Below are 12,532 nucleotides of genomic sequence, written 5' to 3'. Positions count from 1 at the left end.
TGGCTTGTATGAAGCTTAACATATTAGGCTGTTATTCTGCAACTCCTAGAACCTTTAATAATCCTACAGCTCAGGTATTAGAAATTAATAACCAACTTTTTTTAATTGATTGTGGAGAGGGAACTCAAGTTGCTTTACGCAAGCATAAAATCAAATTTTCTAGAATTAAGCACGTTTTTATTTCACATTTACACGGCGATCATTTTTTTGGATTAATTGGTTTAATTTCAACCTTTAGTTTACTGAATAGAAAAACGGAGCTTCATATTTACGGTCCAAAAGGAATTAAAGAAATAATTATGCTTCAATTGAAGCTTTCAAAATCTTGGACTAGTTATCAATTAATTTTTCATGAATTAGAAGATAAATCTTCAGAACTTATTTTTGAAGATCAAAAAGTAAGTGTAGAAACCATTCCGTTAGATCATCGAGTTTATACCAATGGTTTTTTATTTAAAGAAAAAGAAGGCGACAGAAAATTATTGATGAATGAGGTATTGAATTATGAAATTGATGTAGCCTATTACAGAAGCATAAAAAAAGGTAAAGACGCAATTTTAGAAGACGGGACTGTAATTTCTAATGAAAAATTGACTGCGCCGCCAACGTCACCAAAAAGTTATGCTTTTTGCAGTGATACAGCTTTTAAGCCAGAAATTGCCGAACAAATTAAAGGGGTTACCGCTTTGTATCACGAAGCAACATTTTTAGAAACTCACTCACATTTGTGTCAGTCCACAAAGCATTCTACAGCAAAAGAAGCTGCTACAATAGCAAAATTAGCTGAAGCAAAAAATTTAATATTAGGTCACTATTCCACGCGTTATGATGGAACTGAGGTTTTTAAACAAGAAGCAGAAAGCGTTTTTAGTCAAGTGATTTTAGCTCAAGACGGAAAGAAAATTCAATTTGATTAATTTTTGGACAAAAAAGTTTAAAATAGATTTTGGATCATTAACCTTTAATTATCAATTAAACTTTTAAATTTCACTTTTTCCTTAAGCTGTATTCTTGTAAATTGCAGTATGGAAAAAAATTTAGAAAACTATCGTAAAGTCTATAAAAAGGACGAGCTTCGTTTAGAGAATTTAGAAAAAAATCCGATTACACTTTTTCAGCAGTGGTTTGCTTATGCCGAAAGTTTAGGAGCTATAGATGAAGCTAACGCTATGACAATTAGTACAGTTGGTTTAGATGGATTTCCTAAAAATAGAGTAGTACTTCTTAAAAAAATTAAAGAAGAAGGTTTTGTTTTTTATACCAATTATCAAAGTGAAAAAGGAAAATCAATCGCTAAAAATCCGCGCGTTTCATTATCTTTTTTTTGGCCTGCAGCAGAACGTCAAGTTATTATTACAGGTACAGCAGAAAAAGTTTCTGAAGAAGAATCTGATGCTTATTTTAATTCCAGACCAGAAGGAAGTCGTTTAGGGGCAATTGTTTCGCCTCAAAGTGAACCAGTAGCCAATAGAGAAGTGCTGGAAAAAAAATTAAAAGCAACTGAAGAAGAATATAAAAACAAAACTATAAAGAGGCCGTCTAATTGGGGCGGTTATCTTGTAATACCTCATGCAATTGAGTTTTGGCAAGGCAGACCAAATAGATTACACGATCGCTTTAAATATTCGTTAGATAAAGATAATAAGTGGAATGTAATTCGCTTAGCACCTTAATTTAAAACGTTTTAAAAATGAAAAAATTAATTTTAGTACGTCACGGAAAATCTTCTTGGGAAAATAATTTGCCTGATGAAAAAAGACCACTAAAAAAACGTGGTTATACTGATGCTGAATTAATAATAAATGCATTTAAGTTATATGCAAATAAACCGATAAAACTAATTTCAAGCAAAGCGGTTAGAGCTTTAGAAACTGCAAAACTTTTTAAAAAAGGACTTTCTGTAGCTGATGAGGATTTTAAAGTAATAGACGATTTATACACTTTTGATGAAGATGAATTACTTTCGATAATCAAAAATCAAGATAATTCAATAGATAAATTGATGGTTTTTGGTCATAATCCTGCTATGACAGTTTTAGTGAATTTACTGGGAGATAAAGCCATAGATAATGTGCCGACTACAGGTTTAGTGGTTATAGATTTTGACGTAAATTCTTGGAAAGAAATCAGCAAAGGAAAAACATTAGTAACCTTATTTCCTAAGACTTTTAAATAGATGGATAATAAAAAAACCTACATTAATAGAGAAATTAGTTGGTTACAATTTAATGCACGTGTGTTGCAAGAAGCCGCAGATGAGAGCGTACCATTATTAGAACGGCTTCGGTTTTTAGGAATTTTTTCAAATAATTTAGATGAGTTTTTTAAGGTGCGTTACGCTACCGTAAAACGAATTGATCAAGCCGGGAAAGGTGGTAAAAAAGCACTGGGAGGTGTTACAGCAAGTGAACTGCTGAAGGAAATTACGCAAATAGTTATTCAGCAGCAAAGTACAAGTCTAAAGATTCTGAGTAATATTCAACGAAAGTTAAAAGAACACGGTATCTTTATTATTAAAGAAGATGAGGTTTCAGAAAAACAAGGGCAATTTGTACAAGATTTTTTTCTTCAAAAAGTGAGTCCAGCATTGGTAACTATTGTATTAAACGATTTAGAAGAAATTCCGCGTTTAAAAGATAGTGCTGCTTATTTAGCCGTAAAAATGACCTTGAAAAAAGAAGAAGGAAAAGCCTTAGAAAAACGCTATATTTTAATCGAAATCCCGAGAGGAATCGGGCGTTTTGTAGAGTTGCCTTCAGAAAATCAGGATAAATATATTATTATTTTAGATGATTTAATTCGATATAATTTAAAGAGCCTTTTTAGCATTTTTGATTACGAAACTATTTCTGCACATATGATTAAAATTACACGAGATGCAGAATTGGATATGGGTGGCGATTTAGATAAAAGTTATATTGAAAAACTATTATCAAGTATAAAAGATAGAATAGAAGGAGAACCTGTTCGTTTTGTTTACGATAAAAATATAGATAAGGATACGCTTAAATTTTTACTTTCTAAGATGGGAATTGATGATTCTGATAGTATTATTCCCGGTGGTCGTTATCATAACAGGAAAGATTATATGAATTTTCCGAGCTTAAATGCAAAAAATTTATTGTATCCAAAATATGCTGCCCTGCCGGTAGAAGGTTTATCGCTAAACGGAAGTTTACTTCAAAAAATAGAGCATAAAGACTATTTGCAATATACACCTTACCATACTTTTTCTTATACGGTTAAATTTTTACGAGAAGCCGCATTAGACCCTATGGTAAAAAGTATTAAAATTACCATTTATCGATTAGCAGAAATTTCCCACATTGCCAGTTCGTTAATCAATGCCGTTAAAAATGGAAAAACCGTAACAGTGGCAATTGAGTTACGCGCTCGTTTTGACGAAGCTAACAATATTCGTTATGCAGAACAAATGCAGCGTGAAGGAGTAAAATTAATCTTTGGGGTTCCTGGACTAAAAGTACATAGTAAAGCTTGTGTTATTGAGCGGTTAGAAGATAAAAAATTAAAAAAATATGGTTTTATAAGTACCGGAAATTTTAATGAAGCAACAGCAAAAATTTATACTGATTATACACTTTTTACGGCACATCAATCTTTATTAAAAGATGTAAATAAGGTATTCAACTTTTTTGAAATTAATTATAAAGTAAATAAATACAAGCATATTATAGTTTCTCCACATTATTCTAGAAATGCTTTTGAGCGTTTAATTAATGTAGAAATCGCCAACGCAAAAGCAGGAAAGCCAAACGGTATAAAAATTAAGTTTAATAGTTTGTCTGATCGAAAAATGATTGATAAATTATATGAAGCGAGTAATGCGGGAGTTAAAATACAAATTATTGTTCGTGGTATTTGTTGTTTAATCCCTGGTGTTAAGGGAATGAGTGAGAATATTGAAGCTATTAGTATTATTGATAAATACTTAGAACATCCGCGATTATATATTTTTGAAAATGGAGGCGATAGAAAAACCTTTATTTCTTCCGCAGATTGGATGACAAGAAACCTCGATAATCGAGTAGAAATTACTTGCCCAATTTATCAAGAAGACATTCAAAAAGAATTATTAGACACGTTTAATATTTGTTGGAATGACAATGTAAAAGCGCGCGATTTTTCATCAACTAAAGAAAACGATTATAGAAAAAATAAAAAGCCTAAATTAAGAAGTCAGTTTGCTACTTACGATTATTACTTAGAAAAATTGGCTCATCATAAATAAAAACTACGTGCTAAAAATCAGAAAATACGCAGCAATTGATATCGGTTCTAACGCCGTAAGATTATTGGTTTCTACTATTACCGAACCCGAAAATAAAGAACCTACGTTTAAAAAAACATCCTTAGTGCGTGTACCTATCCGTCTAGGGGAAGATGTTTTTGTTAATGGAAAAATTTCTGAAGAAAATTTACTTCGGATGGAAGATACCATGCGCGCTTTTGATTTATTGATGAAATCTCATAAAATAGAACGCTACAAAGCTTGTGCTACTTCTGCAATGCGCGATGCTTCCAATGGAAAAATGTTAGCGGAGAAAGTAAGAAATGATACCGGAATAGATATTGAAATAATTGATGGTGAACACGAAGCGGCTATAATAGCAGCAACAGATTTACACGAATTAATACAAGATGATAAAAACTATTTGTATGTAGATGTAGGTGGTGGAAGTACCGAATTAACCATGTATTCTAACGGAAAGACTATTGCTTCAAAATCATTTAAATTAGGAACAGTACGTTTATTAAATGATATTGTAGAAGATAAAATGTGGGATGATGTAGAAGATTGGATTAAAATGCAAACAAAAAATTACTCAAAAATTTCGTTAATTGGTTCCGGAGGAAATATTAATAATATATTCAAATCAAGCGGAAAAAAAATGGGTAAACCCTTATCTTATTTTTATTTGAGCTCTTATTATCAGCTGTTAAATTCGCTTACATACGAAGAACGAATTTCTGAATTGAATTTGAATCAAGATAGGGCAGATGTAATTATTCCAGCAGCAAAAATTTACCTTTCTGCCATGAAATGGAGCAGAGCCAGAAAAGTTTATGTTCCAAAAATTGGACTTGCCGATGGAATTATAAAATCACTTTACAACGAAGCAAAAGCCGAAGAAAATTAGACTTGTTTTGAAATTGAATTTTTTTTCTATTAAAATGCTCCGTGGGCTTGACCTGAAATAGTTTATTTTCTCTGAAAAATACAGGTCTGAAATTCCTGATTTTTCTTATTTGGCGTGATATGATTTTCAGTAAAACAATTTACCTGATCAAAATTTTCGTTAAAAACTTGATTTAATTTTTCGGAATTATAATTTTCTGTAGGTAAAGCACTACATTTTTTTGGACCATTTTCACCAAAAGTACTTATCATTAATTGCGCTCCACTTTTTAAAGCAGAAGTACAAACTTTATAATAATTTTGAATATCATTTTCTTCAGTTAAAAAATGAAAAGCCGCGCGGTCATGCCATAAATCATATTTTTGTGAAGGCTGGAAAGAAGTAACATCACTTACAACCCAATTCACTTTTGTAGCTTGTTCACCTAAACGATCTTGAGCTTTTTTTAGCGCTTTTTCAGAAATATCTAATACGCTAATATTTGTGTAGCCTAAATTGACTAAATGATCAACCAAAAAACTATGTCCGCCACCAATATCAATAATTGCTGCATCTTTTTTTAACTCCGCTTTTTTTATACTCTCTAGTGAAGTTTTGGGCGTAGTTTGATACCAACTCACTTGATTTAAATCTTTAGTTTCGTAAACATTTTCCCAATGTTGTTTCTTGTTACTCATTTTTATGATTTATCCGTGAATTCCTTCGCCATCGCTAAAGCTCTGCATAATTTTGGCTTCGTATTCTAAGAGTTCTTGCCATTTTTGATTTACCTCTTCTGTATCTCCATATTTCCTGGCAAAATTTAAAAACATGGTATAATGATTGGCTTCACTAATCATTAATTTTTTGTAGAACGTGCGTAATTCTTTTTCTTCTAGCTCTTCAGATAACAATTTAAACCGTTCGCAACTTCTTGCTTCAATTAATGCCGCGTATAATAATCGATGAACCATTTGGTTGATTCTGCTTCCACCTTTCGGGAAAAACTTCATCAATTCTACCACGTAATAATCGCGTCGGTCTCTTCCCATGGTATAGCCTCGTTCCACGATTTTATCGTGAACCATTTTAAAATGGCTTATCTCTTCTTGCACTAAATCGGTCATTGCGATTACTAATTCTTCATATTCCGGAAAACTTACAATTAACGAAATTGCAGTTGAAGCCGCTTTCTGTTCGCAATAAGCGTGATCTATTAAAATTTCTTTGATGTTTTTTTCGGCAATATTTGCCCATCTTGGGTCTGTGGGAAGTTTTAAACCTAGCATAAATTAAATATCTAAATCAAAAGTTGAACGTAATTTATCTATTAACGGATTTTTTTCTTTAAGTTTTTCAAATTTTTCGCGCGTTGTAAAAGCATATTTTTTTGAAACTTCTTCATTTACTGTAATTTCGAGCTCAATAAAACTATTTTTCACTTGCTTTCTTATGTAATTTAAAAGCGGTCCTTTTGCTCGATTTAACTCTACTTTCATAGTAGAATTTGGAAGTTCTATTTGTAAAACTTTTCCGTTTATAGTTGGTGTGTCTGTTTCTAAAATGGAAGCTAAAATTTTTGCGCCTCTTTTTTTTAGTTTAGTAATATGTTCGTTCCAAGCAGCTAGAACTTGCGTTTCAGTAAAGTCTTCATCAAGTTCTACTTTACTTGCCATTACCTTTTTTGCCTGTTCTTCTTGCAATTTTTTCTTCTCACTAATACTTTTTATAGATAAACCTGAAGTTTTCTTTTTAGATTTTAACCCTAATTTAGGCCGTGTAGATGTAGATTTTTCGGGTAAAGAATTACGTTCACCGGCTATTACGGGAGAGGCATCTACAGGATGCTCATTTTCCTGAATAATTTCTTTAGATGCTGAAGAAACCGGAACTGCTTTTTTAGTGCTTATAAAATTAGAAGCCGGTATTATGAAGCGCTCAGACTTTTTTTTTTCTCCATCAAAAGTGATAGAGGCTAATTGCATAATGGTTAATTCTACCAGCAGGCGCGGATTTTTACTCGATTTGTATTTTAAATCGCACTCATTTGCTAATTCAATTCCTTTCAACAAAAATTCTTGTGAAGCTTTTTGAGATTGTTCAAAATATTTTGCTTTAGTTTCTTCGCCAACTTCTAAAAGTTGAATTGTAGACTGATTTTTACAAACGAGCAAATCTCTAAAATGAGAAGCTAAGCCAGCAATGTAATGATGCCCATCAAAACCTTTCGCTAAAACCTCATTGTATTGAAGAAGAAGTTCTGGAATTTTATTTTCAAGAATTAAATCGGTTGAAGTAAAATAAGTTTCATAATCAAGAACGTTTAAGTTTTCTGTAACGGCAGTTCTTGTTAGATCTTTTCCGCTAAAACTAACAACACGATCGTAAATAGAAAGTGCATCACGCATAGCACCATCTGCCTTTTGAGCAATAATATGCAATGCACCGTCTTCTGCGTTTACTCCTTCGTTTTTAGCTATTCTAGCTAAATATTCTTTAGCATCGGTTACAGTTATTCGTTTAAAATCAAATATTTGACAACGCGATAAAATAGTAGGTATTATTTTATGCTTTTCTGTAGTCGCTAAAATAAAAATTGCGTGTTTTGGGGGCTCTTCTAAGGTTTTTAAAAAAGCATTAAAAGCTGCTTGCGAAAGCATATGAACCTCGTCTATAATATAGACTTTATATTTTCCAACTTGTGGAGGTATTCTAACCTGATCTATTAAATTTCTAATATCATCTACCGAGTTATTTGAAGCCGCATCCAACTCAAAAATATTAAAAGCGAAATCTTCTTGGGTATCTTCGGTAGCTTGTTGATTTATTTTTTTGGCTAGAATTCTGGCGCAAGTAGTTTTGCCAACACCGCGCGGACCCGTAAAAAGTAAAGCTTGCGCTAAATGATTATTTTTTATGGCGTTTTCTAAGGTGTTTGTAATAGCCTTTTGGCCCACAACATCTTCAAAAGTTTCTGGGCGGTATTTTCTGGCTGATACTACAAATTGTTCCATAGAAATTATAAACTTACAGCAAATATATAAATAGCTTGAAAAAGATGACAGGCTTTCAATTTAATTCTGTAAAATTTTATTCACAATTTCTCTATTATTATGACGATAAACTATTTGATAAATTATATTTGCAGTAAAGTAGACCGCCTTATCGCTAATTTTTAGAGGAAAGTCCGGACACCATAGAGCAGCATAGCGGCTAACGGCCGTCGGTTGTGAAATCAGGACAAGTGCAGCAGAAAGAATGTACAGGTAATGCTGTAGTGAAATCAGGTAAACTCTATGCGGTGCAATGTCATGTAAACCAGCGTTTAAGATTGCTCAGTCAATGCTGGAGGGTAGGCAGCTCAGAAATTTTTGGCAACAAAAATTCTAGATAAATGATAAGGGTATTTTATTTTAAAATAAACAGAATCCGGCTTACAGGTCTACTTTTTTCTTATTTATATGTAACACTGAAAAGACCCAATTTTTAGCTTCTTCTATATTAGAAAAAACATCAAAAGGTTTATTAAAAAAGCCTTTTTCAAAAAAAGCATTTTGTTGACCTAAATTTGTATAACTGATTACAGCCATAGCTTCTAGACTATTATGCATAGCCAAAAGTGGGTAAACTGTAGGATCTAGAGAATACTGATTAATTCTATTAGTAATATATCCAAATTTTTTTTTGGGATAATATTTATCAAAAAGCATAAGAAACCAATGAAGTATGTCGTCATCTATTAAAATTCCTTCATTTACAGAACTTAAAATATAATCTTCGTAAAGTTCTAGGTATGCAATTTCATTTTTAATGATTTTAACTGGGGCGTGAGAAATCATAAAAAAATTTAATTAGTGTTAAGTGTGAAAAAAAGAAAATACAGAGCCTCCGTATTTTCGCTGTTCTTTAAAATTTTTAGTAGTTGATAAATCTGTATGCTTAGAATGCTCAATAATTAAAAGACCTTCTTCATTTACTAAATTATTAGAAAAAACCAGGTGACTTATTTCTTGAAATTTCTCAGTTTCAAAATCATAAGGTGGATCAGCAAAAATAAGATCAAATTTTTGTTTGCATGTTTCTAAATAACTAAATACATCACTTTTTATAGTGTTTATTGGTGTTTCTAGTTGATTGGAGGTTTGACTAATAAATTTTATACAATTATAATTAGCATCAACTGCTATTAAATTTTCGGTTCCTCTAGAAGCAAATTCGTAACTAATATTCCCAGAACCTGCAAATAGGTCTAAAACAGAAAGACTTGAAAAGTGTACACGATTAGCTAAAATATTAAAAAGTGCCTCTTTTGCCATATCTTTTGTGGGGCGGATTGGAAGCTTTTTTGGGGCTACAATTCGTTTTCCTTTAAATTTTCCGGAAACTATTCGCATAAGGTACTTAATATAAGGTGATGTTGATGATATTTTTGTTTGGTAAAAATACGTTCATCAAAATTTATTTGACTAGTATTTTCTACAAAATTTATATGTCGTACATATTTGTATAACAGAGCGTAAGCTGATTTTTCCTCATCAATAAAACCACTTAGATAAATTGGGATTTCTTCAGGATTTAGTGAAAGTTGCTCAAAAGTAAATAAAATATAGTACACAAAATCTTCTGGACTTTCATAAGGAAAGTTATTACAAAGCAGTAATTTATTATTACTATCTACTATACAAATATCAAAACTAAAATGCTGTACATTTATGTAAACTTGAGTTTTTGCACCGCTATTTTTGATTGCATTTTCAGTTAAGACACTAGAAGCATGCTTAAATGTAAACTCTCCAAAATTATCAAATAAGTAATTATTAATATTTGTAAAGGGAATAAAAACAGTATTTATAGCAGTTGTGGAAAGTTGGTCTACCGCCGCCACATCTGTCGGTAAGATTTTAATATTATATTTTAAATAATCTGTTAGTTTTTTTTCATTAAAGATAGCCCGTGGAACAAGCGTATAAAGAGGATTAGCATAAATTGCGATTACTTTTTCAATTTGACTTTTATAATCTTTCAATTTATATGCTAAAATATGTTCTAATTGCTTTTCAATATATTCAGGATCTTTTTTTTCAGAAAAATCTTCGGTAAAAAAAGACACAAGTTTATTGTTTTCTATATTAGAAATACAAAAAGAAAGTCCACCCTGATTAATCAAGATGGACAATTTATATTGTTTTGTATGAGGCTTACTCGTCGTTTGCTCCATAAACTTTAGGCCAGTTTCCGTTGGTGTTTACTTCTTCTAAAGAACCTACTTTTAAGTATTCTCCATTTACGCCATCAACAGAAATCACTTGTTTTTCTAAAGCAACTTCATCAGAATCTTGATCTGCTAAGATTACATCTTTTGCAACCTTTACTTCAAATACAGGAATATTTGTATTGTTTTTATAAACCGTTCCGGCAGCTAAGTCAAACTTTTTCTTATCTGTTGTAGGAACATACATCATTTTCTTGTAACGACTAGAGTTTTTGAAGATAGAATCTTTTACCGGTGCAGTACCAATAGTATCTACAATTACATCTTGAATCATTTTATCTACTCCATAATTTTTTTGATATTCTTTATCTAAATATGAAGTATCTCTACGCTGTGTAATCGTATATTCTGCTGTATCTATAAAACGAACTAAGCTATCAAAGCTTCCGGTAAATTTCCCTGTTACCTCTTTATGAGCAAGTTCTGCCTTACGAATATCTTTTAAACGTTCAATTACTTTTTGGTAACGGGCTTCTTTTACTTTATTAAATTGAATAGGTTCATACACAGACATAAAAGTAAGGTAACCTAAAACACCAATAACCGCCCAAAGAATCAATTGAATTACAAGTCTCATTCCCAAGTATTTTTATAATTTAATTTGTATCTACGCAAATCTACAACTTTTTTTTATTCGTAAAAGTTTCCAAGATAAAAATCCGTGGTTATCTTTGGTTTTTATCTAAAGCTTTACTTTTTAATGACTGCACAAGAATTTTATAAACTTTTAATAAAAGACTTTGAACATCAAGTAACAAGTCAACAAGATATAGCTTTACAAAAACTTTCAGAATTTATTGTAAGCGATGACAAAGATCAATTATTTGTCCTCAAAGGTTATGCCGGAACTGGAAAAACTACTATAATTGGTACGGTTGTTAAAAATTTATGGAAGCTAAAAAAAAGTCCTGTATTGGCCGCACCTACCGGTAGAGCTGCAAAAGTGATGAGTAATTACTCAGGATATCAGGCGCATACCATTCATAAAAAAATTTATTACCCAAAAAAATCTGGAGCTGCAAAATTGCAGTTTACACTTCAACCCAATAAGCATAAGAATACTATTTTTATTGTAGATGAAGCTTCTATGATTTCGGATTATCCTAGCGATTCTAAACTTTTTGAAAACGGTTCGTTGTTAGATGATTTAATAGATTACGTCTACGCAGGACATAACTGTAAATTAATTTTTATAGGTGATACTGCACAATTACCACCGGTAAATCTAACATTGAGTCCGGCTTTAGATCAAAATAAGCTAGGCTTAACTTATCAAAAAGAAGTAACACATTTGGAGTTAAACGAAGTTGTTCGTCAGCAAGAAAAAAGCGGAATTTTAGAAAACGCAACCTTACTTCGTGAAGCCTTAAAAGATGAATTTTACGATACGTTTAAATTTAAAGAAAAAGTCGGGAAAGATTTCGAGCGCTTAACCGATGGCTACGAAATTATGAACGCTATTAATGAAGCTTACGATAATAATGGGCACGAAGAAACCGCAATTGTGGTAAGGTCTAACAAGCGAGCAAACATTTACAATCAACAAATTAGATCTAGAATTCTTTTTCGCGAAAGTGAATTAGCTGCCGGTGATTTTTTAATGGTGGTCAAAAATAATTATTTTTGGATTAAACCAAATTCTGATGCCGGATTTATTGCGAATGGCGATATAATTGAAATATTAGAAATTTTTGACATTAAAAATTTATACGGTTTTCGCTTTGCTGAAGTGAAAATTCAGATGGTAGATTACCCAAATATGCGCCCGTTTGAAACGGTCTTAATTTTGGACACCTTAGATGCTAACACGCCTTCTTTACCTTACGAAGAATCTAACCGATTGTACGAAGAAGTAATGAAAGATTATGAGGATGAACGCAGTAAATACAAGAAATTTTTGAAGGTAAAAAACAATAAATATTTTAATGCCTTACAAGTAAAATTCAGCTATGCAATGACATGTCATAAATCGCAAGGTGGGCAATGGAGCACCGTTTTTGTAGAACAACCTTATTTAAAAGACGGAATTACCGAAGATTATTTGCGATGGTTGTACACCGCTTGTACGCGCGCTAAAGACAAATTATACCTTATCGGATTTAAAGATGAATTTTTTAACTAA

Annotated in this window: 12 protein-coding genes and 1 other RNA gene; 7 read left to right on the top strand and 6 right to left on the bottom strand. The window is 31.8% G+C overall.

Annotated elements, in window-relative coordinates:
- Positions 1–8 precede the first annotated feature (8 nt).
- From D9R05_RS07925 to D9R05_RS07905, 5 genes are all read left to right on the top strand, one after another.
- A complete protein-coding gene (locus D9R05_RS07925; RefSeq protein ID WP_121666715.1) occupies positions 9–917 on the top strand; it encodes a ribonuclease Z in 909 nt (302 codons plus the stop codon).
- A gap of 108 nt (positions 918–1,025) precedes the next feature.
- Positions 1,026–1,673, top strand: a complete 648-nt coding sequence (pdxH, locus tag D9R05_RS07920; protein ID WP_121666685.1) for a pyridoxamine 5'-phosphate oxidase — start codon at positions 1,026–1,028, stop codon at positions 1,671–1,673.
- A gap of 17 nt (positions 1,674–1,690) precedes the next feature.
- Positions 1,691–2,176 (top strand): SixA phosphatase family protein, encoded by a 486-nt coding sequence (locus tag D9R05_RS07915; protein WP_121666684.1) that lies wholly within the window; start codon positions 1,691–1,693, stop codon positions 2,174–2,176.
- Positions 2,177–4,249 carry a polyphosphate kinase 1 gene (gene ppk1, locus D9R05_RS07910; RefSeq protein ID WP_121666683.1) on the top strand — a complete coding sequence of 691 codons (2,073 nt, stop codon included), beginning with the start codon at positions 2,177–2,179 and terminating at the stop codon, positions 4,247–4,249.
- Positions 4,250–4,256: 7 nt separating this feature from the next.
- On the top strand, positions 4,257–5,159 hold the full coding sequence (locus tag D9R05_RS07905) for a Ppx/GppA phosphatase family protein (protein WP_121666682.1): 903 nt from the start codon (positions 4,257–4,259) through the stop codon (positions 5,157–5,159).
- Positions 5,160–5,221: 62 nt separating this feature from the next.
- Here the strand turns inward: D9R05_RS07905 and D9R05_RS07900 are convergent, their stop codons facing one another.
- Genes D9R05_RS07900 through dnaX form a run of 3 tightly spaced genes read right to left on the bottom strand, consistent with a single transcriptional unit; the run spans position 5,222 to position 8,152 of the window.
- Positions 5,222–5,836 (bottom strand): class I SAM-dependent methyltransferase, encoded by a 615-nt coding sequence (locus tag D9R05_RS07900; protein WP_317124595.1) that lies wholly within the window; start codon positions 5,834–5,836, stop codon positions 5,222–5,224.
- 9 nt (positions 5,837–5,845) lie between these two features.
- Positions 5,846–6,427, bottom strand: coding sequence for a tRNA-(ms[2]io[6]A)-hydroxylase (gene miaE / locus D9R05_RS07895; RefSeq protein WP_121666680.1), 582 nt, complete (start codon positions 6,425–6,427; stop codon positions 5,846–5,848).
- Between the two features lie 3 nt (positions 6,428–6,430).
- Positions 6,431–8,152, bottom strand: a complete 1,722-nt coding sequence (gene dnaX, locus D9R05_RS07890) for a DNA polymerase III subunit gamma/tau (RefSeq protein WP_121666679.1) — start codon at positions 8,150–8,152, stop codon at positions 6,431–6,433.
- A 135-nt stretch (positions 8,153–8,287) separates the two neighbouring features.
- Here dnaX and rnpB point away from each other — a divergent pair.
- Positions 8,288–8,591: RNase P RNA component class A (gene rnpB, locus D9R05_RS07885), an RNA gene on the top strand.
- Between the two features lie 404 nt (positions 8,592–8,995).
- On the opposite strand, the gene D9R05_RS07880 is transcribed toward rnpB, so the two are convergent.
- The 3 genes from D9R05_RS07880 to D9R05_RS07870 are packed head-to-tail and all read right to left on the bottom strand — an operon-like array spanning position 8,996 to position 10,987.
- The gene (locus tag D9R05_RS07880) at positions 8,996–9,532 is read right to left on the bottom strand and encodes an RsmD family RNA methyltransferase (RefSeq protein WP_121666678.1); all 537 of its coding nucleotides are present in this window, start codon (positions 9,530–9,532) and stop codon (positions 8,996–8,998) included.
- Entirely contained in the window at positions 9,523–10,356 is an 834-nt protein-coding gene (locus D9R05_RS07875) for a DUF3822 family protein (RefSeq protein ID WP_121666677.1), read from the bottom strand. Before D9R05_RS07875 ends, D9R05_RS07880 begins: the two co-directional genes overlap by 10 nt.
- Entirely contained in the window at positions 10,337–10,987 is a 651-nt protein-coding gene (locus tag D9R05_RS07870; RefSeq protein ID WP_121666676.1) for a hypothetical protein, read from the bottom strand. The genes D9R05_RS07875 and D9R05_RS07870 overlap by 20 nt, the downstream gene beginning before the upstream one ends.
- Before the next feature lie 123 nt (positions 10,988–11,110).
- Here D9R05_RS07870 and D9R05_RS07865 point away from each other — a divergent pair, with 123 nt between their 5' ends.
- On the top strand, positions 11,111–12,532 hold the full coding sequence (locus D9R05_RS07865; protein ID WP_121666675.1) for an ATP-dependent DNA helicase: 1,422 nt from the start codon (positions 11,111–11,113) through the stop codon (positions 12,530–12,532).

Source organism: Mesonia aquimarina (assembly GCF_003667275.1).
Taxonomy (GTDB): Bacteria; Bacteroidota; Bacteroidia; order Flavobacteriales; family Flavobacteriaceae; genus Mesonia; species Mesonia aquimarina.
This window is presented reverse-complemented; position numbering and strand designations above follow the sequence as displayed.

Excerpts from the sequence above, each read along its gene's own strand:
- D9R05_RS07865 (WP_121666675.1), top strand. The coding sequence starts at position 11,111 with ATGACTGCACAAGAATTTTATAAACTTTTAATAAAAGACTTTGAACAT.
- D9R05_RS07875 (WP_121666677.1), bottom strand. The coding sequence starts at position 10,356 with ATGGAGCAAACGACGAGTAAGCCTCATACAAAACAATATAAATTGTCC.
- D9R05_RS07870 (WP_121666676.1), bottom strand. The coding sequence starts at position 10,987 with ATGAGACTTGTAATTCAATTGATTCTTTGGGCGGTTATTGGTGTTTTA.
- dnaX (WP_121666679.1), bottom strand. The coding sequence starts at position 8,152 with ATGGAACAATTTGTAGTATCAGCCAGAAAATACCGCCCAGAAACTTTT.
- pdxH (WP_121666685.1), top strand. The coding sequence starts at position 1,026 with ATGGAAAAAAATTTAGAAAACTATCGTAAAGTCTATAAAAAGGACGAG.
- D9R05_RS07925 (WP_121666715.1), top strand. The coding sequence starts at position 9 with ATGAAGCTTAACATATTAGGCTGTTATTCTGCAACTCCTAGAACCTTT.
- D9R05_RS07900 (WP_317124595.1), bottom strand. The coding sequence starts at position 5,836 with ATGAGTAACAAGAAACAACATTGGGAAAATGTTTACGAAACTAAAGAT.
- D9R05_RS07880 (WP_121666678.1), bottom strand. The coding sequence starts at position 9,532 with ATGCGAATAGTTTCCGGAAAATTTAAAGGAAAACGAATTGTAGCCCCA.
- D9R05_RS07915 (WP_121666684.1), top strand. The coding sequence starts at position 1,691 with ATGAAAAAATTAATTTTAGTACGTCACGGAAAATCTTCTTGGGAAAAT.
- ppk1 (WP_121666683.1), top strand. The coding sequence starts at position 2,177 with ATGGATAATAAAAAAACCTACATTAATAGAGAAATTAGTTGGTTACAA.
- miaE (WP_121666680.1), bottom strand. The coding sequence starts at position 6,427 with ATGCTAGGTTTAAAACTTCCCACAGACCCAAGATGGGCAAATATTGCC.